Consider the following 23462-nt stretch of genomic DNA (forward strand, 5'->3'; position numbering starts at 1 on the left):
TTCCCGCCCCGGACGGTCAGCTGTTCAGCTGCCAGATCGAGTAGTTCAGTGCCGCGGCAAAGGTGACCCAGGCCCAGTAGGGCAGCAGCAGCGCCGCTGCCGCGCGGCTGGCCCGGGAGAACAGCAGGACGGTCACGCCGATCGCCAGCCACAGCAGCACGATCTCGGCGAACGCCAGCCCGTACCGGCCGCCGCCGAAGAACAGCGGCGTCCAGGCGGCGTTGAGCGCCAGCTGGACCACCCACGCGGCGAGGGCCGGGCCGAAGCCCACCCGACGCCAGACGAGCCAGGCGGCGAGTGCGATCGTCACGTAGAGAGCGATCCAGACCGGGCCGAAGAGCCACGACGGCGGCGACCACGCCGGCCGGTCGAGGTCCGCGTACTCGGCCGCCGCGCCCGAGGCGGCCAGGTTGCCGATGAGGGCGGCGGCGAGGACGGCCGCCGCGAAGCCGGCCAACGCCCACCAACCGGAGCCGTCGCGCCGTCGGGTGTCTTCCGCAGTCGTCCGCATGGCCGGAGGTTCTCCCGCCGGTCGGGGCGGCAAACCTGTTCCTCGGGCGGCTGTTCCTCGGGTGGCCCGTCGACGGCCCGGGAGATCAACGACAGCACGCCGGGGTCGCCGCGTCCGGTGACTCCTGTCGGGAGGACGGAGTTCCGGTCACGACGACCCCGGCGGGTCCGGTGTGCGACGCCCTGCGCCGCAAGGTCAATTGAAGATGCTCACACCACCCGGGCCGACGAGCAGCCCGACCACGATGAGGACGATGCCCCAGAGGATCTGCCGGCGGAACAGCGCGAGAATGCCGGCAACCACCAGTACGACTGCGAGAATCCAGAGAATCAGCTCCATGGTCGCTGAGTACCCCCGGCACCCGCCACGGAAACCTCACCCTGATCAAGGTGGTCACCCAGGTGGAAGATGCTGTACGCCTGCTTGATCACCGGGTGGGCCACGTTACGGACGCGCACCCCGCCCGGCGTGGTGCCCCGCTCGGATCCGTGGTGGGCGTGCCCGTGCAGGGCCAACGCGGTCGGTGCGGAGTCCACCGCCTGCCCCAGCTGGTAGCAGCCGAGGAACGGATAGATCTCCAACGGCTCGCCGGCCAGGGTGTCCGGTACGGGCGCGTAGTGGGTCAGCGCCACCAGCACGTCGCACTCCAGCGAGCGCAGCGCCGCGGTCAGCCGGTCGGCGCTCTCGGTCGTGGTGCGTACGAAGGCCTTCATCTCCGGCTCGCCGAAGTCGCTGGCGCACCGGCCGGCGAAGCCGCCACCGAAGCCCTTCACCCCGGCGACGCCGAGCCGGCCACCCGGGCAGTCCAGGACGACGCCGTCGCCCTCCAGGACGGTGATCCCGGCCTCCTCCAGCGCACCCACCACCTGCGGCACCTGGTCGCACTGGTGGTCGTGGTTGCCCAGCACGGCGATCACCGGCACGCCCAGCCCGCCGAACTCCCGGGCCACGCAGCGGGCCTCGGCCTCGGTGCCGTGCCGGGTGAGGTCGCCGGCGAGCAGCAGTGCGTCGGCGTTGCCGGGCAGTTCCTCCAGGGCCGGCCGGAAGCGGCCGACCACGTCCTCGTCCAGATGTACGTCGCCCACGGCGGCGATCCGGATAACCATCGAACCTCCCTCAGGGCAGTTGCTCGATCTCCGTAGGCGCCTGTGCGCGGATCACCCCGATGTCGCTGCTGATCGGCTCGTCGGGAAAGCGCTCGGCCACCCGGCGCAGGATCTCCTCCCGCCGGTGCGCGCTCTCCACCTCGCCGTACAGCACCAGGCCGCGTTCCGTGCGGACCACGGTGATGCCCTGTTCGGCGACGGCCGGATCCTCGGTGAGCAGCCGGTGGATCTCCGCCTCGACATACTCGTCGGGTGGCCCGGCGCCGGAGTCGCGGTACACGGTCACGGTGTCCCCTTCCCGTCGGCCGTGCCGGCGTACGGCACGACGTCCAGCCTGTCCAGCAGCACCAGGAACGACTCGGCGTACGGCGAGTGCTGCGTGTCCTTGCGTACCCGTTCCCAGTCGATCTGCTCCCGCAGCGAGCGTGCCAGCGGCAGCCCGCGCGCGAAGTCGCAGTAGTGCTGGGAGAAGCTCAGCAGCTTGTGCACCATCAGCTGGGTGGCCGACAGCACCGGCATGCGAATGGCGTCGACCGGCCGCACGACCGTGTCGGTGAAGGTCTCCTCGGTCACCGGCGTCTCGATCGGGCGGTGGATCAGATCCACCATCCGCCCGCCGTCGTAGACCTTGACCAGCCAGTCCTCCGGTGGTCGCTCGGCGGTGAAGCCGGCCTGCACCAGCGCCTCCAGCGCGGCATCGACGTCGGCCTCCCGGATGAGGAAGTCGACGTCGTGCTCGCTGGAGTGCCCGCCGTGCGCGTAGACGGCGAAGCTGCCGCCGAGGGCGAAGGGAATCTCCGACTGCTTGAGCACGGCGGCGACCTTCTTGAGGGTGTGCAGGAGAGTCTCGTCGTCGCGCTCGGCCATCTCGCCTCTCCCGTCGACTTGTCGGAGTGCCACCGGTGGGATCTCCGATCGGTACCCGGCATTCCGGTCGCCCACACCTGCTCGAAGCGCGAAAGGTGCGAACGATGTTCAATGGGTACGAAATGCGCGAGCCTGATGCGGCGGCCGGATAGCCTGTCGAGGGTGGCCAGATCGACGGGAACGCCTGGATCGACGGAAGTGCTCGGTTCGACGGAAACCCGGCGCGGCAGAGCCCGGCTCCGCACCGTGGCCCTGATCGGCATCGACGGATCGGGCAAGACCACCCAGGCGTACCGGCTCGCCGAGGCGCTCACCGCGGCCGGATACCCCGCCACCTATCACCGCAACGCCGGCGGGCGACGCTGGCTCGGCCGGGCGGCGCACCGATTCGGCCGGCCGGACGCCCAGGGGCTCCTCGGGCGCGACGGGATGCTGCTGGTGGAGTCCGTGCTGCGCTGGCTGGCCATCGCGATGACGCTGCTCGGCAGCCTGCTCACCGGACGGGTGGCCGTCATGGACCGCTACGCCGCCTGCCAGTACGCCAGCCTCCGCGCGCACGGCGGTCACCGCTGGGAGCCGCTCGTCCGGGCCGCCTACCGACTCTTCCCCCGACCCCAGGTGACGTTCCTGCTGAGCGTGGCACCCGGCGAGGCGTACGGGCGGATCGAGCGCCGGGGCACCGACCACGAGAGCCTGGCCTATCTGTCCGCCGCCGACCTCGCCTACCGTGCTCTGCCGGAGCACCCGACGTTCGTGTCGGTCGACGCGGGCCGGCGGGCGGAGGACGTCGCCCGGGAAATCCGGGGGCACCTGAGCCCCTGGCTGGCCGCCGCCGACGGGCCGGTCGGTGGCGGGCCGGTCGTCGTGGCTACCCCGGTGCGCACTGAGAGACCGGTGCCCGTGGCGACACAGGCCCTGGTCCCGCTTCAGGCCCGGCCGTAGACCGGGACGGCCGCGCCGCTGGTCGGCGCCGAATCGTCCGAGGCGAGGAAGCGGATCACCGAGGCGATCTCCGCCGGGTCGACCCAGCGCGCGTGGTCGGCGTCGGGCATGGCGTCCCGGTTGGTCGGCGTGTCGATGACGCTCGGCAGCACCGTGTTGCAGCGCACCCCGGCCGCCCTGTAGTCCACCGCCACGGCGGAGGCGAAACCGAGCACGGCGGCCTTCGCCGTCACGTAGCCGGCGACCCCCGGGAACGGCGCGACCGCCGCGCGGGCCGCGACGCAGACGACCGCGCCACCGCCGGCGGCGACCAGGTGGGGCAGCGCGGCGCGGGTGACCAGGTGGGTGGGGCGGAGGTTGATGGTGAGCATCCGCTCGAACTCCTCGACCGGCGTCTCGTGCACCAGCCCGGTGCTGGCGTACCCGCCGACGAGGTTGACCACGGCGCGCAGCGGCGCCGCCGGATCGCCGGCCGCCACCTCGGCCGCCCGGGCGGCGTCCTGCGCGTCGGTCAGGTCCGCGACGAGCCGGACCGGCGCGTTGGGATCCGGTCGGGACGTCGGGCTCGGCGGCCGGCGCTGCGGCGCGACCACGCGCCATCCCGCCTCGACGAACGCGGCGGTGACCGCCGCGCCGAGCCCACCCGTGGCCCCGGTGACCAGCACACTGCGATCCGCCATGACCTGAGGCTAGTGCCGCCGCCCGGACGGTGGGCGCCCGACCCCACCCGACCGGCCGGACCCGGCCCGCTGGGGGAGGCGACCGGCCGGGGCCGGATGGCAGGCTGAACCCGCCGGTCACCGCCGCCGCGCCGGCGCGTGCGGGTCATGGTTGACGCTCCCCGGTTCATGAAAGTAAGTTTCATCTGTGGCGAAGAGTCCGAAGATTTCCGCAAATCACGAGCCGGGTGGGCTGATCGTCCACATCAGCGGCCTGCTCCCGTCGCTGTCGCCGGCCGAGCAGCGGGTCGCCCGGCTGGTGGTCGCCGACCCCGCCGACGCGGCCCGCCGGACCATCACGGATCTCGCCACCGCCGCCGAGACGTCCGAGGCGACCGTCATCCGGTTCTGCCGGTCGGTCGGCATGGACGGCTACCCGCAGCTGCGGATCCGGCTGGCCGCCGAGGCGGCCCGGCGGGTCGAACCGCCGGACGCGCGAGTGGTCGGCGGGGACATCCCGCCCGGTGCCGACCTGGCTCAGATCATCGCGACCATCGCCTTCAACGACGCGCGGGCGGTGGAGGAGACGGCCGAACAGCTCGACCCGGCCGTCTGCGAGCGGGTGGTGGACGCGATCGTCGGTGCCGGCCGGATCGACATCTACGGCGCCGGCGCGAGCGGCTTCGTGGCCTCGGACTTCCAGCAGAAGCTGCACCGGATCGGCCGTACCGCGTTCTACTTCCCGGACGTGCACACCGCGCTGACCTCCGCGGCCCTGCTGGGTCGCGGCGACGTCGCCATCGGCATCTCGCACACCGGCACCACCTCCGACGTGGTCGAGGTGCTGGAGCAGGCCCGGGTCCGGGGTGCCACCACGGTGGTGCTGACCAACTTCCCGCGCTCGCCGGTCACCGAGGTCGCCGACCACGTGCTCACCACCGCGGCGCGGGAGACCACCTACCGTTCCGGTGCGACGGCCAGCCGGCTGGCCCAGCTCACCGTGGTCGACTGCCTCTTCGTCGGGGTGGCCGCGCGCAACCGGCCACGGGCCCGCAAGGCGCTGGAGGCGACCGCGGAGGCGGTCCGGTCCCACCGGGTCGGCTCCGGCCGGAGGCGGGCATGACGGCCGGTGCCGTGGAACCGCACGAGGCCACGCCGCCAGCCGACCGACCGGCGATCCGCGTCGGCGCACCGACCGAGCGACGCAACCCGCTCAGCGCCGACCTGGATCTGATGTCCACCCGGGACGTCCTCGCCGTGATCAACGAGGCGGACCGGCGGGTGCCGACCGCGGTGGCCGCCGTCGGCGACGAGCTGGCCGCGACCGTCGACCTGGCAGTGACCGCGCTGCGCGGCGGGCGCCGGGTGCACTACTTCGGCGCCGGCACCTCCGGTCGGTTGGGGGTGCTGGACGCCGCCGAACTGGCACCGACCTTCAACTCGCCGCGGGACTGGTTCTGCGCCCACCTCGCCGGCGGTCCCGACGCGATGTGGCGGGCCGTGGAGGACGCCGAGGACGACGACGCCCGTGGCGCGGCCGAGGCGGGCGACTGCGTGCGGCCCGGAGACGTGGTGGTGGGACTCACCGCGAGTGGGCGCACCCCGTACGTCCTCGGGGCGCTTGCCGCGTCCCGGGCCATCGGCGCCTCGACGGTGCTGCTCTGCGCGAACCCGGAGGCGCCGGCCGCCCGCGCCGTTGACGTCTTCATCGGGGTGGACACCGGGCCCGAGGTGGTGGCCGGTTCGACAAGGATGAAGGCGGGCACCGCGCAGAAACTCGTCCTGAACGGCTTCTCGACGGCGGTCATGGTGCGCCTGGGACGGGTCTACTCGAACCTGATGGTCGACATGGTGGCCACCAATGCGAAGCTCCGGGGACGAATGATCTCGATCCTGGTCGAGTCGACCGGCTGCACCGAGGAGGTCGCCACCCGGGCCCTGGACGAGGCCGACGGCGACCTGAAGACCGCCCTGGTCAGCCTCGTGTCGGGGGTGGCCGTGACCACCGCGCGTGCCGCGCTGGCCCGCTCCGCCGACCAGGTCCGTGGCGCTCTCGCCCTGCTCGCGTCCTGATTCCGACGCTTCGGCGGGGGACGGGCATAGGACCGGGGCGCGGATTGTTCACCAGGGCGTGGGGTATTACCACCGGCGTGGATGAACCGACCGGTCCGCATGCGCGTATCAGGCAGTGACCAGGATCGCAGCACGGTGGTGACCCGGGTCGCTGTGCCGGTCGGCGAGCAGTGTTGCTATGGGCCACGCACGGCGATCTGTCGATCCGTCGACCGCACGGGGTGCCTGCCGGCGACAACCCGGCAGGGTGCTGACAGCAAACGTGGACCGTGCTCTCAGCTGATTATCAGGCATTCGTGACACTTTCGACCCACGACATGGAATCCCCGACACGTCTCATCTGTTGTGTAGATGTCAGCACCGGTGGGCACAGCGGAGGTTACGGGGGAGGGGCTGGTGGGCGTGGGGATGGCAAGGAACCGGGCAACCGGCGCGAGCGAGGGGACCGTGGGCACCGTGGACAAGAACATCGGTATGCGAACCGACGAGGTTGCCGAGGAGCGCGACCTGGTCGGAGTCTACCTGCACGAGATCTCCCGGACGCCACTGCTGGACGCCGCCAAGGAGGTCGATCTCTCCAAGGCCATCGAGGCCGGGCTCTACGCCGAACACCTGCTCGGTGAGGACCGCGTACCCGACGGGGTGACCCGGGAGGAACTGGCGCGGTTGGTCGCCGACGGTGAGCGGGCCAAGGACCTGTTCATCCGGGCCAACCTGCGACTGGTCGTGTCGATCGCCCGACGTTACGTCCGCTCGGGGATGCCGATGCTGGATCTGATCCAGGAGGGCAACACCGGTCTGGTGCGGGCGGTCGAGAAGTTCGACTACGAGCGCGGGTACAAGTTCTCGACCTACGCGACCTGGTGGATCCGCCAGGCGATCAGCCGGGCGATCGCCCAGCAGGAGCGCACCGTGCGGCTGCCGGTGCACCTGGTGGAGGACGTCAACCGGATGCGCAACGTGGCCCGTCAGCTGACCCGGGAACTGGGCAGCGACCCGGAGCCCGAGCAGATCGCCGCGTCCCTCGGGGTGACCGTCGAGCGGGTCAACGAGTTGGTCCGCTGGTCGCAGGACACGGTGTCGCTGGACACTCCGGTCGGCGACGACGGCGACACCAACCTCGGCGACCTGGTCGCCGACAGCGACGCACCGTCGCCGGAGGAGATCGTCCTCACCGGGCTGGAGCGGCAGCGGATCGAGGGGCTGCTCAACCACCTGGACGACCGTTCCGCCGGCATCATGCGGGCCCGTTACGGGCTGGAGGACGGCCGGGAGCACTCGCTGACCGAGGTGGCCTCGCGGTTCTCCCTGTCCCGCGAGCGGATCCGGCAGCTGGAGATCCAGGCGCTCGGCCGGCTCCGCGAGCTGGCCCGTGCGGAGGGTCTGCAGGCGGCCTGAGCTGACTAGGACAACGACGGCGAACGGCCGGCGTCCGACAGGGGACGCCGGCCGTTCGCCGTTTCCGCTGCCGACCGGCTCAGCCTCGGCGCTGCGGACCGGCTCAGCGCACCCGGCCGTAGCCGTACGGTGACATCAGGTCCACCGAGCGCTTCTCCACGTTGCGGCCGAAGGTCGGCGAGTGGATCACCTGCCCGCTGCCTACGTAGATCGCCACGTGCCCGAGGCTGCGGTAGAACACGAGGTCGCCCGGGCGCAACTCGCTCCGGCTGATGTGCGCCACGACCCCCCACTGCATCCGGGTGTTGTGCGGCAGCGACCTGCCCGCCGCCCGCCAGGCGGCCGAGGTCAGCCCGGAGCAGTCGTAGCTGCCCGGCCCGTCCTGCCCCCAGGCGTACGGCTTGCCCAGCGCGCCGTAGGCGTACCGGACGGCGGCACCGGCCTGGCCGGAGACCGAGGGCGCGTCGTCGACGCTGTTCGCCCGGCTGGCCGGCCGCTCGGTGGCCCGGCCGTACGCCTGCCGGCGCAGTTCGTAGAGCTTGGCCAGGTCGCGCTCGATCCGTTGCTTCGCCGCCGTCAGTTCCCGGGACTGCGCCGCCTGCTGGCTGAGCGTCACGTCCAGCCGGGTCTTCTCGTCGAGCAGCCGGCGCTGGTCGGCGGTGTAACCGGCGATGGTGGCCTGCCGCTGCCGGGTCAGATGGTCCAGCGTGCCGAGCCGGTCGAGCACCGAGGCCGAGTCGCCGCCGTGCAGCAGTGCGTCGACGGTGCCGAGGTTGCCGGTCTTGTACGCGGTCACCGCCAACTCGCCGACGTCTGCCCGGCTCTGCTCGGCCCGCTGCTCCAGCGGACCGATCCGTTCCTGCAGCCGGGCCACGGCGGCACGGTTCTCCTTGATCTTCTCCCGTAGTTCGTTGTGGGCCTCCACCACGCGTTCCAGCTCGACGGAGGACTTCTCGATCCGCCGGGTCAACTCGGCGGGGGAAGGTTCGGCCCGGGCCACCGTTGCCGGCACGACCAGCGCCAGCGAGAAGGCGGCGACCGTCAGGGCACGCAGCGTGTGCGTCAGGGACGACAAGAGCCCGAATGCTCCTCTCCCGGGGCCGGCGCGGGCTGCTGACGCTCCGCGACGGCATCGACCCGGCGCCATCCGGATGGACGGCGGTCGACCGAGCCGACCTGCCCAACCTAGTACGGGACGGGAGTCGTCCGCAGGGAAAGCCGGGACCGATGATGGTGGTGGGGCGGACGGTGCCCAGGTCCGACTAACCGCTTATTTAGGTAGATAAAGGAATAGTCGCTCTCGGCATATGAGAGTTTGGCGCCGCCCGAGATGCCCGACAAGACGGACTTGGCGTCCCCTTTCCGGCGGCGATCGCGCGACCACGAGACCCGTGACCACGGGAAACGTCCGGTCGGGCTGGCGGACGCGGCCCACAATGAACCGCGCGGCCGGGATTCCCGTCGACCGGCGTCACTGGACGAGCCCGGCGGGGAACCCGACCCGGCGCTGCCAGCCGTGGAGGAGGGGCCGTGAATCCCGAAGGGGCGACGACGCGACCGCCGCGAACACCGCGCGGCGCCGGCCGGGAGGCGACGCTGCTCTATGCCCGACCCGGGATCATCGTCACGGTCGACCGGTTCACGGTGGGCCGCAGCAGCTGGCGCGTTGCCGAGCTGACCCACCTGCACAGCACGCGGGGGCCACACGACCGGGTGGCGACCCGGGCCGTCCTGGTCTCGGCGCTGATGATCGGCGGCGTCGGTCTGCTGCTCGGCTTCACCGGCGGGCTGCAGCGGCTCACCGCCGGGGCGTACCTCCTGCTGGGCGCCGTGTTCCTGGTGCCGGTGCTGCTCGCGGTGGCCGGCGACCGGTGGCGTCCGCCGGCGTACGAGCTGTGGGGCCGCCGCGCGGGAACGGACGAGCTGCTGTTCAGCAGCGACGACGAGCAGCAGTTCGGCCAGGTGAGCCGGGCGGTGCGCCGGGCGCGGGAGATGAACAGCTACGGCGCCTGGGAAGACCCGCCCACCACCACGACCCCCTGGCACCCCCGCCGCTGACCCCCCCGTCCCCACCTCCCCGTCCCCACCCCCGCGATCTTGCAGTTGTGGTCGCTGTAAAGCGGGGCATCCCTCGCATAAGGGCGACCACAACTGCAAGATCGGCGCGGCGTGGCGTGGCGTGGCGGTCGGGAAGGGGTGGGGTTAGTTGGCGATGGGTTCGGGGGTTTGCTTCCGCTCCCGCTGTTCGGCGGTGACCAGCGCGCTCACCCGCCGCTCGGCCCAGAAGGAGAGGAACGGCACGGTGCCGGCGAGCATCACCAGGATCATCCGCTTGAGCGGCCAGTCGGCGCGCCGGGAGAGATCGAAGGTGGCGACCAGGTAGACCATGTAGAGGAAGCCGTGCGCCTGGCCCACGGTCTCCACCACGATCGGGTTGTGGAAGGCGTACTTGAGTGGCATGCCGATCACGGCCAGCAGGATCAGCACCACGCCGACGACCCAGGCGATCACGCGGTAGCGGGTGAGGGCAGCGCGCACGTCTCGTCAGTCCTTTCCGGCCCGGCTCAGCCGGGATAGTCACCGGGCTCCGCGCCCGGGTTGGCGGTCAACCATGACAGGTAGCGGTTGTAGGCGGCCAGGTCGGCGTCGTCCTCGCCGTCGCCGGCGGCGATCCGGACGGCCCGTACCGGGCGACGGATCCCCGGCCGCGGCCGGCCCGCCCCCACGCCGCCGACCGTGCCGGCCCCGACCGTGGCACCGGTGGTCGCGGCGGCGGTGCGGGCGGCGATGCCGTCGGCGTCGTCGGCGCGGCCTGCAGCGATGTCGGGGGACGCTGACACGGCCTGGTCGGCGGCAGCCTCGGCGGGGGTTGGCGCGGCCCCCTCGGCGGTCGTCGGCGGAGCGTCGCGCAGCGCGTGCCGCACCTCGCGCCACCAGACGAAGACCACGAAGCCCGCGAAGATCGGCCACTCCACGGCATAGCCCCAGCTGATCGCGTTGCCCGCAGCGGCCCGGCTGACCTGCCACCAACCCAGCCCGAGGAAGGTGGTCACCAGCACGACCAGGGCCACGTGGCGGGCGATCCACGCCGGGGTCCAGAGCCGCTTCATGCCACGAGGGTACCGGGACCGGCGACGCTCTCCGACGCGGCGTCGTAGTGCGGCGTGGTTTGGCCCCACGCGGGCTGGGCAACCGTACAGATGCCAGCCCACGACGGACGAGGGGGCGAGATGACGGCATCGGGACGACAGGACGGATTTCCCGCCGGCGGTACGGAGGTGAGCCCGGAACAACGGATCCCCGAGTGGGGTGACGACCGGGTGGCAGCCCCGGCACTCGATGCCGACCTGGTCGGCATCGACCCGGCCGAGTTGGCCGAGGAGGATCTGATCCGCGAGATGCAGAGTCTGCACCGCACCCGGCTGGACACGCTCCGCCACGCGACCGACTCGGCGCTCGCCAACCATCTGCGACGCACCGCCGAACTGGAGACCGAGTACCTCGCCCGGCACCCCGGGCGTGAGGTGGACCCGAGCCGCCTTCGGGACGCGTGATGGCGTACGCGGAGCGAGGGGTGTCCGCACCGCCCGAGGTCGTCTTCAACACGGCGACCGACCCCGACCGGATCTCCGCCTGGCTGCCCGAGCCGCTGCTGTCGGATGACCCGTCCCGCAACGGCGACGCCGGGCGGATGCGGGCCCGGTGGGAGGCGCGGAGCGCCGGCTGGTCGGCTGAACTGTGCGTGGATCCGGTCGATGCGGGTGGCTCCCGGATCCGGCTCGAACTCGGCGGTGGCGGCGACGGCGCGGAGCGGCTGGCCGACGAGGCGCTGACCAACCTCGCCCGCGAGGTGGCCGACAACCTGCAGGCCGGCTGACCCGGCCCAGCCCGCTCCCCCGCGGTGCGGCGACCGAATGTGGCATGACCGAAGGAGGCCGGGTGAGCGGACTCAGGCAGAAGGTGGCGCGGCTGCGCCAGGCGTACGCGCCGCACGAGCACCGACCGCTCGGCGGTTACCTGGTGGCGATGGGCACGTACGCCGGGGTGGCCGGCGCGATCGCCGGCCTGGTCAAGGTGACCGGGCGAGCCGTACCGGAGCGACCCGCCACGTCCGACGTGGTGCTCCTGGCCATCGCCACCCACAAGCTCAGCCGGCTGTTGTCCAAGGACGCGGTCACCAGCCCGTTGCGCGCGCCGTTCACCCGGTACGACCGGCCGATCGGCAGCGGCGAGGTGATGGAGCAGGTACGCGACTCGGGCAGTTCCACCCGGCACGCCATCGGTGAGCTGCTCAGCTGCCCGTTCTGCCTGGCGGTCTGGGTGGCCACCGGACTGACCGGCGGGCTGGTGCTGGCGCCACGGCTGACCCGCCTCGTCGCCACCGCACTGACCGCGGTGGCCGCCTCCGACTTCCTCCAGATGGGGTACGCGGTGGCCCAGCAGGCGGCGGAGGGTGGCGGCGACGAGGAGGACTGACGCGACGTGCATCGGCCGGTCCGTGGTGTCCACCGCGGGCCGGCCTCGTCGTGCGGCATGGGATGCCGAGCCGGTTCAGCGTTGCATGCCGGACCAGCCGCGCGGTGACTCCGGCTCCCGCTCGTCCTCGTCGGCGCCGGTAATGATGTCGCGGTCGACGGCGGTGCGGTCGTGCTCGTTGGCGAAGTCCGGGTCGGGCAGGGTGTCCGTGCCCTCCGGTGGCTGGCCGAGCGCGGGCGTCCGGTCGTGCTGGTCCTTCTCTGGCTGCGACATCGCGCTCCTCTCCTCATCGCCGGTACTGGCCGGGCGCCGGTTCAGCCCACCGAGCCGCCCAGCAGGTCGGTGACCTCGTCGACGGCGTACTCGCCCTGTGGCAGCGCGTTGAGTCGCGACAGCAGCTGCGGCGGTAGTTCCGCGGCGACCGCGCGGCGATAGATGTCCACCTGGCTGATCCGCTCCTGACCGTGGTACAGGTCGTCGAGCAGTTCGTCGAGCGGTCGGGTGTCCACCTCCTCGATCTCCACCTCGTCGCCCACGGCGGCGGCCGTTCCCGGCAGCTCGGTGGTGGGCGGGTCGATGGCGGCGGTGTCGACCACCGGCACGTCCGCCAGGATGGCGTCGGGCAGCCGCGCCTCGGTCGTGGGTGCCGTAGGTGCCCCGGTCACGGGTACGTCGTCGGTCACGCCCGTCACCTACCCGCGACCAACCCCCCAAAACCCCACCCTCACTCCACCTTGTTGATCATGAAGTTATCGACCCCGGGAAGCGCTCTCCAGGGCAATAACTTCATGATCGACGGGGTCGAGGGCGGGGAGGGCGAGGGTGGGGGGGTTAGGCCGGGGTGGGGAGGGGTCGGGGGTGGCGGGCTCGGCGGGCGCGGACGGCGGCGGCCAGTCCGGCGAGCACCTCGTCGGTGGTGTCCCAGCCGATACAGGCGTCGGTGACCGACTGGCCGTACGTCAGCTCGCGGGTGGGGTCGAGGTCCTGCCGGCCGGGTACGAGGAAGCTCTCCAGCATGATCCCGACGATGCCCTGCTGGCCGGCGGCGATCTGCCCGGCCACGTCGGCGGCCACCGTGGGCTGGTTGCGGTGGTCCTTGCCGCTGTTGGCGTGGCTGGCGTCCACCACCAGTCGCTCGGGCAGTCCGGCGGCCCGCAGCAGATCCAGCGCGCCGGCCACCGACGTTGCGTCGTAGTTCGGCTGGCCGTTGCCACCGCGCAGCACCAGATGCCCGTCCGCGTTGCCCCGGGTGTGCATGATCGCCGGGGTGCCGGACACGTCGATGCCGGGGAAGACGTGCGGCACGCCCGCCGCCCGGATCGCGTCGACCGCCGTGGCGATGCTGCCGTCGGGACGGTTCTTCATGCCGATCGGCATGGACAGGCCGGAGGCGAGCTGGCGGTGCACCTGGCTCTCCACGGTGCGCGCCCCGATCGCCCCCCACGCCACGGTGTCCGCGATGTACTGCGGGGTGATCGGGTCGAGGAACTCGCAGCCCACCGGCAGGCCGAGACGCAGCACGTCGAGCAGCAGCGCCCGCGCCCGGCGCAGGCCGGTGTTGACGTCGCCCGAGCCGTCCAGTCCCGGGTCGTTGATCAGGCCCTTCCAACCCACCGTGGAGCGCGGCTTCTCGAAGTAGACCCGCATCACCACCAGCAGATCCTCGGCTACCCGCTCGGCCGCCTCGCGGAGCCGGTGTGCGTAGTCGAGGGCCGCGGCGGGGTCGTGGACGGAGCACGGCCCGACCACCACCAGGAGCCGGTCGTCGGCCCGGTCGAGCACCTCACCGACCGCACGGCGACCGTCGAGCACGGCCGCGGTGAGGCCGTCGTCCAGGGGCAGCTCGTGGTGCAGCAGGGCGGGGGTCGTCAGCGGTACGACGCGGTCGATTCGCTGGTCGATGACCCGGCGGTTCTCCGGGGTCGTCACGGTGGGCATCCTTCCGCCGACCGCACCCGGGGCCGGTGCCCGGGTCGAGCCGGCTGCTCGTACGCGAAAGGGCAGGAACGAAAGCTCCTGCCCGGCCGGCTCGACAACGGTGACGTCAGATCATGATGAGGTCACCGGCCTGCGAGCCGGCTGCCTAAACCATCGATACGAGTGCGTCACGGCGGTAAGCGTACCCGACGGTGGTCGAGTGCTCACCCCCTTGTCGGTAAAGCCTCGCCTCACGTTCACCTCCGTCGATGGATGCGTCGGTAGTTTCAGCGCACCGAACTGATGTTGACCGGAGGTCCTGATGGATCGTCGTACCGTCCTGCGCGCCACCGTTGCCGGTGGCGCCGCCGCCTTCTCCGGCAGCCTCTGGGCGGGCGCCGCCGTGGCCGCCCCCGCCCAGCCCGGACCCAGCCCGTACGGTTCGCTGCGGTCCGCCGACGCCAACGGCATCCTGCTGCCCACCGGGTTCACCAGCCGGGTGATCGCCCGGTCCCGCCAGGCCGTGCCGGGCACCTCGTACACCTGGCACGACGCGCCCGACGGCGGCGCCTGTTTCGTCGCCGGCAGCGGTTGGATCTACGTCTCGAACTCCGAGATCACGCCGGGCGGTGGAGCCTCGGCGGTGCGCTTCAACTCCGACGGCAGCATCGCCTCCGCGTACCGGATCCTCTCCAACACCAACCAGAACTGCGCCGGTGGCGCCACGCCGTGGGGGACCTGGCTCTCCTGCGAGGAGGTCAACCGCGGCTACGTCTACGAGACGTACCCGCAGGGCGGCACCACGGCGGTGAGCCGGGCGGCGATGGGACGGTTCAAGCACGAGGCCGCGGCCTGCGACCCGGACCGCCGGGTGATCTACCTGACCGAGGACGAGACCAACGGCTGCCTCTACCGGTTCCGGCCGACGAGCTGGGGCAATCTCTCCGCCGGCACCCTGGAAGTGCTGGTCGGGGGCACCGCCACCAGCGGGCCGGTGACCTGGGCGCGGGTTCCCGACCCGTCGGCGGCGAGCACGCTGACCCGCAACCAGGTCTCCGGGGTCAAGCGCTTCAACGGCGGTGAGGGCTGCTGGTACGCCGACGGCACCTGCTGGTTCACCACCAAGGGCGACAACCGGGTGTGGGCGTACGACGCGGTCAACCAGCGCATCGATCTGGCGTACGACGCCAGACAGATCTCCGGCACCGCGCCGCTGACCGGGGTGGACAACATCACCGGCACCCGCTCGGGCGACCTCTACGTGGCCGAGGACGGCGGCAACATGGAGATCAACATCATCACTCCGGCCGGGGTGGTCGCGCCGTTCCTGCGGATCAGCGGCCAGTCCTCCTCGGAGATCTGCGGGCCGGCCTTCTCGCCGGACGGCACCCGGCTGCTCTTCTCGTCGCAGCGGGGCACCTCCGGCTCCTCCTCCGGCGGCATCACCTACGAGGTACGCGGCCCGTTCCGCTCCTGACCCTGCACGGGATGTGGGAAGGGCCCTTTCGCCAAGGGGCCCTTCCTTTCGCGCGTGCGGGGGACGGGGTGGGGGTATGGAAGCGGCATGAGTGATGGGAAGAGCGACCAGGAGCGGATCGAATCCCGGGCGCACCTGCTGCCCGAGGAGGCGGCGGCCGGCAGCGATGATCCCGAGGCGCAGGCCGACGCGATCCTGACCGAGTCGGACATCCGCGAGGCGGACCGCAACGCCGCACCGGACACCGTCCTGGAGCGGCGTACCTCGGAGGAGACGGTGACCCCCGTCGAACCGCCCGACTGACCGCCGCGTCCGGTCCCCGCCGCGACCCGGAGATCGGATAGCGTCGGTGCCATGCCCGACAGCGGTTACCCCTGGCCCATCTCGACGACCCGACTGGACAACGGCCTGCGCGTGGTGGTCAGCGAGGACCGCACCGCCCCGGCGGTCGCGGTCAACCTGTGGTACGACGTGGGTTCCCGGCACGAGCCGGCCGGACAGACCGGCTTCGCGCACCTCTTCGAGCACCTGATGTTCGAGGGCTCGATGCACGTCGCGAAGACCGAGCACATGAAGCTGGTGCAGGGGGCGGGCGGTTCGCTCAACGCCACCACCAACCCGGATCGCACCAACTACTTCGAGACGGTCCCGGCGGAGCATCTGGAGTTGGCGCTCTGGCTGGAGGCCGACCGGATGGGCGGGCTGGTGCCGGCGCTGACCCAGGAGACCCTGGACAACCAGCGGGACGTGGTCAAGAACGAGCGGCGGCAGCGCTACGAGAACGTGCCGTACGGCGACGCCTGGCTGCGGCTGCTGCCGCTGCTCTATCCGCCGGGCCACCCCTACCACCACGCCACCATCGGTTCCATGGCCGACCTGAACGCGGCCGACCTGGCCACCTTCCAGGCGTTCCACCAGACCTACTACGCGCCGAACAACGCGGTGCTCACGGTGGTCGGCGACACCGGCGTCGACGAGGTCGCTGCCCTGGCGGAGAAGTACTTCGGCGCCATCCCGCCGCGTCCGCAGATCCCACCGGCGCCGGACGGCCGGGTCGTGCCGGCCAGCGGGGTGCCCGCCGAGGAGACCGTGGTCACCGACGTGCCGGCGCCCCGGGTGTACGTCGCGCACCGTACCCACCCGTTCGGCAGCCCGGGATACGACGTGGTGACCGTGCTGGCCACCGTGCTCGGCAGCGGCCGGGGCAGCCGGCTCTACCAGCGGCTCGCCGACGGTGAGCGGATCGCCCAGCCGGACCTGATCGGCGCGTACGGGGTGGACCTCGCGCACGCACCGGCACCGCTGATCGCCACCGCCACCGCCCGGCCGGGGGTCAGCGGTGAGCGGTTGGCCGCCGGGCTCGCCGAGGTGGTCGACGAGTTGGTCACCGTGCCGGTCACCGCCGCCGAGCTGGACCGCGCGAAGGCGTTGCTGACCACCGCGTGGTGGCGGCAGATGTCCACCGTGGACGGTCGGGCGGACGCGCTGGGCCGCTACGCCACGCAGTTCGGCGACCCGGCCACGGTGGCGCAGCGACTGCCCGCCTGGCTGGCGGTGACCGCCGAGCAGATCGCCGAGGTGGCGGCCGAGGTGCTCGCCGCCGACGACCGGGTGACCCTGACCTACCGCCCCGAGGAGACCGCATGACTCTCATCGCCGACCGTCCCGGTCCGGGTGCCGCCCGGCCGTACCGGTTCCCGCAGGTGATCCGCCGGTCCGTCGCCGGCGGCCAGGTCGTCGCCGCGCACCTGCCCGGGCAGAACCTCGCCGTGGCGCTGCTGCTGCTGGACGCGGGGGCGGGCCGCGAACCCGTGGGGCGGGAGGGGCTCGGCGGCGTGCTGGCCAAGGCCCTGGAGGAGGGCACCGCGCAGCGCGACGCCACCGCGTACGCGCTGGCCATCGAGGCGCTCGGCACCGAGCTGGTGACCGGGCTGGACTGGGACACCTTCCAGGCCAGCGTGCAGGTGCCGGTGGGGCGGCTGGGCGCGGCGGTGGAACTGCTCGCCGAGGCCGTGCGTACGCCGAAGCTCGATCCGGACGACGTCCGGCGGGTCCGCGACGACGAGGCGACCGCGCTGCGGATGGACTGGGCCAACCCGGGCCCACGGGCCGACGCGGCGCTGCGCGCCGACCTGTTCGGCGCCGGCAACCGCTGGGGCCGCCCGATGTACGGCGACCCGGAGTCGGTGGCCGGCGTGGACGTGGAGGACGTCACCGTCTTCCACTCGCAGTGGTTCATCCGCCCCGGCACGCTCGTGGTCGCCGGCGACCTGGACCGGATCGACCTGGACGCGCTCGCCGCGGCGGCGTTCGCCGGCACCGGCGGTGGGCCGGTGGACCGGGAGGGGCCGATCGAGGTGCCACCGCGCGCCGGGCGCCGGATCATCCTCGTCGACCGGCCCGGCTCGGTGCAGTCCACGCTGCGGCTCGGGCATCCCGCGCCGCACCGGGCGCACCCGGACCACGTGCCGATCGCCCTCGCCGGCACGGTGCTCGGCGGGGCGTTCACCTCCCGGCTGAACCACCTCATCCGAGAGGTACGCGGCTACACGTACGGCATCCGGGGAGACTTCGCCTCGTCCCGCCGGTTCGGCCGGTTCGCGGTCAGCTCGGGAGTGCAGACCGCCGTCACCGCGCCGGCCCTGGTGGAGACGGTCGGCGAGATCGCGCGTACCCACGCCGGTGGGGTGACCGAGGACGAGCTGGCGGTGGCCCGGTCCTGGCGGGCGGGGCAGCTCTCGATCGAGTTGCAGAGCCCGCGGGCGATCGCCGGGGCGCTGACCACGCTGGTGGTGCACGATCTGCCGGACGACTACCACGCCCGGCTGCGCGAGTCGCTGCTCGCCGCCGACGTGGCCCAGGTCTCGGCGGCCGCCGAGACGCACCTGCACCCGGAGGCGCTGACCCTGGTGGTGGAGGGCGACGCCGCGCTGATCCGGGACGAACTGGTCGCCACCGGCCTCGGCGAGCTGGTCGACCCCGCCCCGGCGGGCTGAGGCCGTCCCGGTCGGGCCCGGCCCGCCGGCCGCCGTGCCGAGCGGGTCAGGCCCGCACGTCGGCCCGGCCCGGCCCCTCCGGCCGCTGCGCCGGGTGGGATCGAGTGGATTCAGGTTGGCGCACCGGGCCGGACCGGCACCGGGCGCTCGCTGGGACGGGGCCAGCGGGAACCGACCCCGGCAAGGCAGACCAGCACCGACAGCACGGCGAGCACCGGGCCGGTGCCGAGCACCGGGCGGATGGCCGGGACGATCCAATCGAAGAAGAGACTCGCGTCGTCGTACCGCGTCGCGAGCGCGACGGCGGTGCCGGCGGCGGCGAGCCCGGCCAGCGCGCTGATCACGATCGGGACTCGCCGCCGCGCCGGTGGCGACAGCAGCGCCCAGGCCGCTGCGGCGTACAGCACGGCGACGGCGGCGACGTGCCAGAGCCAACCCGGAAAACGGTCGAGTCGCATCTCCAGGGCGCCGTAGTTGGCCCACGGCAGCAGCACGATCGCCAGCAGGTTGCCGGCGGCACCTGCGGCGACAGCGCTACCAGCCAGGACGATCCGGATGCTCGGTGCCATGGCGTGTCCTCCGGGCCGGGCCGGCGTGGTGTGGCGGGCGGCCAGGCCGCGCCCACGCTGTGTTGCCGGGAAGCGTACTGGACCCGCCGGTGCGCGTCTGTCCCCCGCGGGACGGGCGAGCGAGTGTGACGTCGGTCGCGGTGGCGGCGGAGTTGGCTGAGATGTTGCGGTCGGTAAGGGCGGTGAGGCGCCGTTCTTCCGGGGATCCGGTCGGTCGGGGCGTGGCCGTCCCGTGCCGGGCGGCCCGAGCCGGCCGCTGGAGACGTCGCCCGGTGGGAAAGCGCTCCCGGCCGGGCCGTCGGGCTGGGTAGCCTCGCGGGCATGAGGATCGGCATTGTGGGAGCCACCGGCCAGGTCGGTGGGGTCATGTGGCAGGTGCTGGCGGAGCGGGACTTCCCGGCGGAGCAGGTGCGGTTGTTCGCCTCGGCGCGGTCGGCGGGCCGTACGCTCCCGTGGCGCGGCGCGGAGATCACCGTCGAGGACGCGGCCACCGCCGACTACGCGGGGCTGGACATCGTGCTCTTCTCTGCCGGCAAGGGCACCGCGAAGGAGCTGGCTCCCCGGGTCGCCGCCGCCGGTGCGGTCGTGATCGACAACTCCTCGGCCTTCCGGATGGACCCGCAGGTGCCGCTGGTCGTCGCCGAGGTCAACCCGCACGCCGCCGCCACCCGGCCCAGGGGCATCATCGCCAACCCGAACTGCACCACCATGGCCGCGATGCCGGTGCTGCGTCCGCTGCACGCCGAGGCCGGCCTGGTCGGCCTGGTCGTCTCGACCTACCAGGCGGTCTCCGGTGCCGGGCTCTCCGGTGTCGCCGAGTTGGACGAGCAGGTCCGCAAGGTCGCCGAGACCGCGACCGGGCTGACCTTCGACGGTGGCGCGGTGGAGTTCCCGGCCGTCCGCTCGTTCGCCCGACCGATCGCGTTCAACGTGCTACCGCTGGCCGGGTCGATCGTCGACGACGGTTCGGCGGAGACCGACGAGGAGCAGAAGCTCCGCAACGAGAGCCGCAAGATCCTGGAGATCCCCGGTCTGAAGGTCTCCGGCACCTGCGTCCGGGTGCCGGTCTTCACCGGGCACTCGCTTCAGATCAACGCCCGGTTCGCCCGGCCGATCAGCCCGCAGCGGGCACACGAACTGCTCGCCGACGCGCCCGGTGTGGCGCTCTCCGACGTGCCGACCCCGTTGCAGGCGGCCGGTCAGGACCCGACGTTCGTCGGCCGGATCCGCGCCGACGAGACCGTCGAGCACGGCCTGGCGCTGTTCTGCGCCAACGACAACCTGCGTAAGGGGGCGGCGCTCAACGCCGTGCAGCTGGCCGAGCTGGTCGCCGCCGAGTTGGTTGCCGCCGAGGGCTGAGGCCGCCGCGCGGCGCCCACGTTACTGGTCGACGCGGTCGGGTAGACCCATGGTTGCCCTACACCGAGAGGGAGGCGCCATGACAACGGTCGGAGAGTTCATGACGACCCGGTTGGTGACCATGGACGGCAACGCCACGTTGGCCGCGGCGGCCCAGGAGATGCGTGACTCCGCGATCGGCGACGTGGTGGTGACCGACGGCGACAACGTGGTCGGCATCGTCACGGACCGGGACATCGCGGTCCGGGGCGTGGCGGAGAGCCTCGATCCGGACACCACCGCGCTGAACCAGATCACCACCAAGGACGTGGTGACGGTGAGTCAGTACGACGACGCCGTCGCCGCCGCCGACCTGATGCGGACGTACGCCGTGCGGCGGCTGCCGGTGACCGAGGACGGCCGGCTGATCGGCCTGGTGTCAATGGGTGACCTGGCCGTCGAGCGGGAGCCACAGTCCGTGCTGGCCGACATCAGCGCGGATGACCCCAACAACTGACCCCTCCCGCCCGAACGAGGCCGGCTCCCGTACCACCGGGGAGCCGGCCTCGCGGCCTCCTCGGCCCGCGCGGCGGCTCACCCCAACCGGGTGAGGTTGAAGCCACCGGCGGGCGGGGACCCACCCCGGGACACGAGTGACCGGGGAGGAGGGCCCGATGGCGGACGCCACCACACGGTTCTTCGAGGACCTCGACCACCGGGGGTACGAGCCCCTGCTGGTGAAGGTCTCCGGAACCCTGCGCTTCGATCTGCACGAGGGGCCGCAGACCACGCACTGGCTGATGCGGATCGACCGGGGGGACATCCGGGTCAGCCAGGAGGACATGGAGGCGGACACGGTGGTCGGCACCAGCCCGGCCCTCTTCGACGACCTGGTCACCGGCCGAGAGAACGGGCTCTCGGCGCTGCTGCGGGGGGACATGACGGTGACCGGCGACGCCCGCCTGGTGGTGCAGGTGGAACGGATCTTCCCCGGGCCGCCGCACGCCCAGGGACCGCATCGCTACCGGACGGGGGTGCGCTGATGGCGCCGAGCCACGCCGTACGCATCCTGGATGGCAACACCTTCGTCGTCTCGGAGACCACCGGTGACATCGAGGCGACACCGACCGAGCCGACGGGGCTGTTCTCCATCGACACCCGTTTCCTGTCCAGGTGGGTGCTCACGGTCAACGGCGAGCGGCTGAACGCGCTCTCCTACGACGACCTCCAGTACTACGAGTCGCGCTTCTTCCTGGTGCCCGGCCTGGCCACGCACTATGTCGACGCGAAGCTCTCGATCATCCGGGAGCGGGTGGTCGGTAGGAGCTTCCGGGAGACCATCACCATCCTCAACCACGACGAGCAGGCGGTCGACCTGGAGATCCGGATGGACGCCGCCAGCGACTTCGCCGACCTGTTCGAGGTCAAGGACGAGATCCTGAACAAGAAGGGTGAGACCTACTCCGAGGTCGAACCGGACCGGCTGCGCCTCGGCTACCGGCGCGGCAACTTCACTCGGGAAACGATCATCTCCTCCTCGATGCCGGCCCGGTACGACCGCAGCGGCTTCGCGTACAGCATCCATCTGGAGCCCAACGAGCAGTGGGAAACCGCCATCGACGTGCAGACCCTGGCGCTCGGTCCGGGTGGGCGGGATCTGCGGCTGGGGCTGCGGGTGCACGGCGCCGAGCGGCTCGCCCTCCAGCACGACCTGGAGGAGTGGATCGCCAACGCGCCGAAGGTGAACAGCGAGCACGACGAACTCGCTGCGACGTACCGGCGCTGCATCGTGGACCTGGCCGCGCTGCGCTTCTCGCCGCTGTCGCTGGGTGGCCAGACCCTCCCGGCGGCCGGCCTGCCCTGGTTCATGACCATGTTCGGTCGGGACAGCATCCTGACCTGCCTGCAGACGCTGCCGTTCACGCCGAGCCTCAGCGCGACCACGTTGCGGGTGCTGGCCTCCCTGCAGGGCACCCGGTTCGACGACTTCCGGGAGGAGGACCCGGGTCGGATCCTGCACGAGATGCGCTACGGCGAGAGCGCCGCGTTCGAGGAGCAGCCGCACTCGCCGTACTACGGATCGGTCGACGCCACGCCGCTGTTCGTGGTGCTCCTCGACGAGTACGAGCGGTGGAGCGGAGACGCCGCCCTGGTCAAGGAGTTGGAGCAGGAGTGCCGCCGGGCGTTCAGGTGGATCGACGACTACGCCGATCTGGTCGGCAACGGCTACATCTGGTACGAGCGGCGCAACACCGACACCGGCCTGGAGAACCAGTGCTGGAAGGACTCCTGGGATTCCATCTCGTACCGCGACGGCATGCTGCCACCGTTCCCGCGGGCCACCTGCGAGGTGCAGGGGTACGCGTACGACGCGAAGATGCGCGGGGCACGGCTGGCCCGCGAGTTCTGGGGCGACCCGGCGTACGCCGAGCAGTTGGAGCGGGAGGCGGCGGCCCTGAAGGCCCGGTTCAACCGGGACTGGTGGGTCGACGACGGCGGCTACTACGCGCTCGCGCTCGACCCGGACGGGCGGCAGTGCGACGTGCTCAGCTCCAACATCGGCCACCTGCTGTGGAGCGGGATCGTCGACGACGACCGGGCCGAGCAGATCGCGGAACACCTGGTCGGGCCGCGGCTCTTCACCGGCTGGGGGGTGCGGACGCTGGCCGAGGGTGAGGTCCGCTACAACCCCATCGGGTACCACAACGGCACGGTCTGGCCCTTCGACACCTCCTTCTGCGCCTGGGGTCTGCGCCGCTACGGCTTCGCCGAGGAGGCCGCCACCATCGCCAACGGGATCCTCGACGCCGCCCGGTACTTCGACGGGCGACTGCCGGAGGCGTTCGGCGGTTACCCGCGCGAGCAGACCAAGTTCCCGGTGGAGTACCCGACGGCGTGCAGCCCGCAGGCGTGGTCGACGGGTGCGCCGTTGCTGCTGCTGCGCACCATGCTCGGCCTGGAGCCGCACGAGGGGCACCTGGCGGTCGAGCCTCGGTTGCCGGTGGGCATGGGTCGGATCGAGGTGTTGGACATCCCGGGTCGCTGGGGCCGGATGGACGCCTTTGCCCGGGGCCGTCTCGACCTGCACTCACTCGCCGAGTGACGGGCCCGGGAGGACGTCCCTACCGACGCG

At 72.2% G+C, this 23462-nt stretch carries 29 protein-coding genes; 16 read left to right on the forward strand and 13 right to left on the reverse strand.

Annotated features, from left to right (window positions below; genetic code table 11):
* Positions 1-16 precede the first annotated feature (16 nt).
* The 5 genes from O7615_RS18935 to O7615_RS18955 all read right to left on the reverse strand — a co-directional run bounded on the left by O7615_RS18935 (position 17) and on the right by O7615_RS18955 (position 2517).
* On the reverse strand, positions 17-511 hold the full coding sequence (locus tag O7615_RS18935) for a TspO/MBR family protein (RefSeq protein WP_278179045.1): 495 nt from the start codon (positions 509-511) through the stop codon (positions 17-19).
* Between the two features lie 195 nt (positions 512-706).
* Positions 707-850, reverse strand: coding sequence for a GPGG-motif small membrane protein (locus tag O7615_RS18940; protein ID WP_007464364.1), 144 nt, complete (start codon positions 848-850; stop codon positions 707-709).
* On the reverse strand, positions 841-1617 hold the full coding sequence (locus tag O7615_RS18945) for a metallophosphoesterase (protein ID WP_278179046.1): 777 nt from the start codon (positions 1615-1617) through the stop codon (positions 841-843). The genes O7615_RS18940 and O7615_RS18945 overlap by 10 nt, the downstream gene beginning before the upstream one ends.
* Positions 1618-1627: 10 nt before the next feature.
* Entirely contained in the window at positions 1628-1897 is a 270-nt protein-coding gene (locus O7615_RS18950) for a hypothetical protein (protein WP_278182142.1), read from the reverse strand.
* A 2-nt stretch (positions 1898-1899) separates the two neighbouring features.
* Complete coding sequence (locus tag O7615_RS18955; protein WP_278179048.1) at positions 1900-2517, reverse strand: nucleotidyltransferase; 618 nt, start codon at positions 2515-2517, stop codon at positions 1900-1902.
* Between the two features lie 165 nt (positions 2518-2682).
* On the opposite strand from O7615_RS18955, the gene O7615_RS18960 reads away from it, so the two are divergent.
* Complete coding sequence (locus tag O7615_RS18960; RefSeq protein WP_278182143.1) at positions 2683-3426, forward strand: thymidylate kinase; 744 nt, start codon at positions 2683-2685, stop codon at positions 3424-3426.
* Here O7615_RS18960 and O7615_RS18965 read toward each other — a convergent pair.
* Positions 3411-4106 carry an SDR family NAD(P)-dependent oxidoreductase gene (locus O7615_RS18965; RefSeq protein ID WP_278179050.1) on the reverse strand — a complete coding sequence of 232 codons (696 nt, stop codon included), beginning with the start codon at positions 4104-4106 and terminating at the stop codon, positions 3411-3413. The genes O7615_RS18960 and O7615_RS18965 overlap by 16 nt on opposite strands.
* 187 nt (positions 4107-4293) lie before the next feature.
* Here O7615_RS18965 and O7615_RS18970 point away from each other — a divergent pair, with 187 nt between their 5' ends.
* From O7615_RS18970 to O7615_RS18980, 3 genes are all read left to right on the forward strand, one after another.
* On the forward strand, positions 4294-5208 hold the full coding sequence (locus tag O7615_RS18970; protein WP_278179052.1) for a MurR/RpiR family transcriptional regulator: 915 nt from the start codon (positions 4294-4296) through the stop codon (positions 5206-5208).
* Positions 5205-6158 carry an N-acetylmuramic acid 6-phosphate etherase gene (locus O7615_RS18975; RefSeq protein ID WP_278179053.1) on the forward strand — a complete coding sequence of 318 codons (954 nt, stop codon included), beginning with the start codon at positions 5205-5207 and terminating at the stop codon, positions 6156-6158. Before O7615_RS18970 ends, O7615_RS18975 begins: the two co-directional genes overlap by 4 nt.
* 408 nt (positions 6159-6566) lie before the next feature.
* A complete protein-coding gene (locus O7615_RS18980) occupies positions 6567-7556 on the forward strand; it encodes a sigma-70 family RNA polymerase sigma factor (RefSeq protein ID WP_278182144.1) in 990 nt (329 codons plus the stop codon).
* A 103-nt stretch (positions 7557-7659) separates the two neighbouring features.
* Here the strand turns inward: O7615_RS18980 and O7615_RS18985 are convergent, their stop codons facing one another.
* Positions 7660-8631, reverse strand: coding sequence for a C40 family peptidase (locus O7615_RS18985; protein ID WP_278179054.1), 972 nt, complete (start codon positions 8629-8631; stop codon positions 7660-7662).
* Between the two features lie 455 nt (positions 8632-9086).
* On the opposite strand from O7615_RS18985, the gene O7615_RS18990 reads away from it, so the two are divergent.
* On the forward strand, positions 9087-9614 hold the full coding sequence (locus O7615_RS18990; protein ID WP_278179055.1) for a DUF6232 family protein: 528 nt from the start codon (positions 9087-9089) through the stop codon (positions 9612-9614).
* A 144-nt stretch (positions 9615-9758) separates the two neighbouring features.
* Here O7615_RS18990 and O7615_RS18995 read toward each other — a convergent pair whose 3' ends face one another.
* Together O7615_RS18995 and O7615_RS19000 are read right to left on the reverse strand one after the other, a co-directional pair.
* Positions 9759-10094 (reverse strand): DUF3817 domain-containing protein, encoded by a 336-nt coding sequence (locus O7615_RS18995; RefSeq protein ID WP_278179056.1) that lies wholly within the window; start codon positions 10092-10094, stop codon positions 9759-9761.
* Positions 10095-10120: 26 nt separating this feature from the next.
* Positions 10121-10666, reverse strand: coding sequence for a hypothetical protein (locus tag O7615_RS19000; RefSeq protein WP_278179057.1), 546 nt, complete (start codon positions 10664-10666; stop codon positions 10121-10123).
* A 120-nt stretch (positions 10667-10786) separates the two neighbouring features.
* Between O7615_RS19000 and O7615_RS19005 the strand changes: the two genes are divergently transcribed.
* The 3 genes from O7615_RS19005 (at position 10787) to O7615_RS19015 (ending at position 12032) form a co-directional block, all read left to right on the forward strand.
* Positions 10787-11110 carry a DUF6158 family protein gene (locus tag O7615_RS19005; RefSeq protein WP_278179059.1) on the forward strand — a complete coding sequence of 108 codons (324 nt, stop codon included), beginning with the start codon at positions 10787-10789 and terminating at the stop codon, positions 11108-11110.
* Positions 11110-11433: a hypothetical protein gene (locus O7615_RS19010; protein ID WP_278179060.1), complete on the forward strand. Its 324-nt coding sequence runs from the start codon at positions 11110-11112 to the stop codon at positions 11431-11433. The genes O7615_RS19005 and O7615_RS19010 overlap by 1 nt, the downstream gene beginning before the upstream one ends.
* 62 nt (positions 11434-11495) lie before the next feature.
* Positions 11496-12032: a DUF1360 domain-containing protein gene (locus tag O7615_RS19015; RefSeq protein WP_278179061.1), complete on the forward strand. Its 537-nt coding sequence runs from the start codon at positions 11496-11498 to the stop codon at positions 12030-12032.
* Positions 12033-12107: 75 nt separating this feature from the next.
* On the opposite strand, the gene O7615_RS19020 is transcribed toward O7615_RS19015, so the two are convergent.
* The 3 genes from O7615_RS19020 to O7615_RS19030 form a co-directional block, all read right to left on the reverse strand.
* Positions 12108-12305 carry a hypothetical protein gene (locus tag O7615_RS19020; protein ID WP_278179062.1) on the reverse strand — a complete coding sequence of 66 codons (198 nt, stop codon included), beginning with the start codon at positions 12303-12305 and terminating at the stop codon, positions 12108-12110.
* 41 nt (positions 12306-12346) lie between these two features.
* Positions 12347-12568, reverse strand: coding sequence for a hypothetical protein (locus O7615_RS19025; protein ID WP_278182145.1), 222 nt, complete (start codon positions 12566-12568; stop codon positions 12347-12349).
* A 295-nt stretch (positions 12569-12863) separates the two neighbouring features.
* Entirely contained in the window at positions 12864-13970 is a 1107-nt protein-coding gene (locus O7615_RS19030) for a 3-deoxy-7-phosphoheptulonate synthase (RefSeq protein ID WP_278179064.1), read from the reverse strand.
* Positions 13971-14271: 301 nt separating this feature from the next.
* Between O7615_RS19030 and O7615_RS19035 the strand changes: the two genes are divergently transcribed.
* The 4 genes from O7615_RS19035 to O7615_RS19050 all read left to right on the forward strand — a co-directional run bounded on the left by O7615_RS19035 (position 14272) and on the right by O7615_RS19050 (position 18422).
* Positions 14272-15426: an alkaline phosphatase PhoX gene (locus O7615_RS19035; RefSeq protein WP_278179065.1), complete on the forward strand. Its 1155-nt coding sequence runs from the start codon at positions 14272-14274 to the stop codon at positions 15424-15426.
* 87 nt (positions 15427-15513) lie between these two features.
* Positions 15514-15729 (forward strand): hypothetical protein, encoded by a 216-nt coding sequence (locus O7615_RS19040; RefSeq protein WP_278179066.1) that lies wholly within the window; start codon positions 15514-15516, stop codon positions 15727-15729.
* A 51-nt stretch (positions 15730-15780) separates the two neighbouring features.
* A complete protein-coding gene (locus O7615_RS19045; RefSeq protein ID WP_278179067.1) occupies positions 15781-17073 on the forward strand; it encodes a pitrilysin family protein in 1293 nt (430 codons plus the stop codon).
* Positions 17070-18422, forward strand: a complete 1353-nt coding sequence (locus O7615_RS19050; protein ID WP_278179069.1) for a pitrilysin family protein — start codon at positions 17070-17072, stop codon at positions 18420-18422. Before O7615_RS19045 ends, O7615_RS19050 begins: the two co-directional genes overlap by 4 nt.
* A gap of 110 nt (positions 18423-18532) precedes the next feature.
* Here O7615_RS19050 and O7615_RS19055 read toward each other — a convergent pair whose 3' ends face one another.
* Positions 18533-18991 carry a hypothetical protein gene (locus O7615_RS19055; RefSeq protein WP_278179070.1) on the reverse strand — a complete coding sequence of 153 codons (459 nt, stop codon included), beginning with the start codon at positions 18989-18991 and terminating at the stop codon, positions 18533-18535.
* A 321-nt stretch (positions 18992-19312) separates the two neighbouring features.
* Between O7615_RS19055 and O7615_RS19060 the strand changes: the two genes are divergently transcribed.
* From O7615_RS19060 to O7615_RS19075, 4 genes are all read left to right on the forward strand, one after another.
* Positions 19313-20350 carry an aspartate-semialdehyde dehydrogenase gene (locus tag O7615_RS19060; protein ID WP_278179071.1) on the forward strand — a complete coding sequence of 346 codons (1038 nt, stop codon included), beginning with the start codon at positions 19313-19315 and terminating at the stop codon, positions 20348-20350.
* 79 nt (positions 20351-20429) lie between these two features.
* Entirely contained in the window at positions 20430-20846 is a 417-nt protein-coding gene (locus O7615_RS19065; RefSeq protein ID WP_278179072.1) for a CBS domain-containing protein, read from the forward strand.
* A 157-nt stretch (positions 20847-21003) separates the two neighbouring features.
* A complete protein-coding gene (locus O7615_RS19070; RefSeq protein WP_278179073.1) occupies positions 21004-21372 on the forward strand; it encodes an SCP2 sterol-binding domain-containing protein in 369 nt (122 codons plus the stop codon).
* Positions 21372-23432: a glycogen debranching N-terminal domain-containing protein gene (locus O7615_RS19075; RefSeq protein ID WP_278179074.1), complete on the forward strand. Its 2061-nt coding sequence runs from the start codon at positions 21372-21374 to the stop codon at positions 23430-23432. Before O7615_RS19070 ends, O7615_RS19075 begins: the two co-directional genes overlap by 1 nt.
* Positions 23433-23462 lie beyond the last annotated feature (30 nt).

Origin of the sequence: Micromonospora sp. WMMD1082 (genome assembly GCF_029626175.1) — a bacterium.
Taxonomy (GTDB): Bacteria; Actinomycetota; Actinomycetes; order Mycobacteriales; family Micromonosporaceae; genus Micromonospora.

Bases quoted from the DNA above. Each gene is read 5' to 3' on its own strand.
- O7615_RS18975 (WP_278179053.1), top strand. From the start codon at position 5,205: ATGACGGCCGGTGCCGTGGAACCGCACGAGGCCACGCCGCCAGCCGAC.
- O7615_RS19070 (WP_278179073.1), top strand. From the start codon at position 21,004: ATGGCGGACGCCACCACACGGTTCTTCGAGGACCTCGACCACCGGGGG.
- O7615_RS19045 (WP_278179067.1), top strand. From the start codon at position 15,781: ATGCCCGACAGCGGTTACCCCTGGCCCATCTCGACGACCCGACTGGAC.
- O7615_RS19060 (WP_278179071.1), top strand. From the start codon at position 19,313: ATGAGGATCGGCATTGTGGGAGCCACCGGCCAGGTCGGTGGGGTCATG.
- O7615_RS18980 (WP_278182144.1), top strand. From the start codon at position 6,567: ATGGCAAGGAACCGGGCAACCGGCGCGAGCGAGGGGACCGTGGGCACC.
- O7615_RS19020 (WP_278179062.1), bottom strand. From the start codon at position 12,305: ATGTCGCAGCCAGAGAAGGACCAGCACGACCGGACGCCCGCGCTCGGC.
- O7615_RS19040 (WP_278179066.1), top strand. From the start codon at position 15,514: ATGAGTGATGGGAAGAGCGACCAGGAGCGGATCGAATCCCGGGCGCAC.
- O7615_RS19075 (WP_278179074.1), top strand. From the start codon at position 21,372: ATGGCGCCGAGCCACGCCGTACGCATCCTGGATGGCAACACCTTCGTC.
- O7615_RS19000 (WP_278179057.1), bottom strand. From the start codon at position 10,666: ATGAAGCGGCTCTGGACCCCGGCGTGGATCGCCCGCCACGTGGCCCTG.
- O7615_RS19035 (WP_278179065.1), top strand. From the start codon at position 14,272: ATGGATCGTCGTACCGTCCTGCGCGCCACCGTTGCCGGTGGCGCCGCC.
- O7615_RS19010 (WP_278179060.1), top strand. From the start codon at position 11,110: ATGGCGTACGCGGAGCGAGGGGTGTCCGCACCGCCCGAGGTCGTCTTC.
- O7615_RS19055 (WP_278179070.1), bottom strand. From the start codon at position 18,991: ATGGCACCGAGCATCCGGATCGTCCTGGCTGGTAGCGCTGTCGCCGCA.
- O7615_RS18965 (WP_278179050.1), bottom strand. From the start codon at position 4,106: ATGGCGGATCGCAGTGTGCTGGTCACCGGGGCCACGGGTGGGCTCGGC.
- O7615_RS18940 (WP_007464364.1), bottom strand. From the start codon at position 850: ATGGAGCTGATTCTCTGGATTCTCGCAGTCGTACTGGTGGTTGCCGGC.
- O7615_RS19065 (WP_278179072.1), top strand. From the start codon at position 20,430: ATGACAACGGTCGGAGAGTTCATGACGACCCGGTTGGTGACCATGGAC.
- O7615_RS18935 (WP_278179045.1), bottom strand. From the start codon at position 511: ATGCGGACGACTGCGGAAGACACCCGACGGCGCGACGGCTCCGGTTGG.
- O7615_RS18945 (WP_278179046.1), bottom strand. From the start codon at position 1,617: ATGGTTATCCGGATCGCCGCCGTGGGCGACGTACATCTGGACGAGGAC.
- O7615_RS19005 (WP_278179059.1), top strand. From the start codon at position 10,787: ATGACGGCATCGGGACGACAGGACGGATTTCCCGCCGGCGGTACGGAG.
- O7615_RS19030 (WP_278179064.1), bottom strand. From the start codon at position 13,970: ATGCCCACCGTGACGACCCCGGAGAACCGCCGGGTCATCGACCAGCGA.
- O7615_RS19050 (WP_278179069.1), top strand. From the start codon at position 17,070: ATGACTCTCATCGCCGACCGTCCCGGTCCGGGTGCCGCCCGGCCGTAC.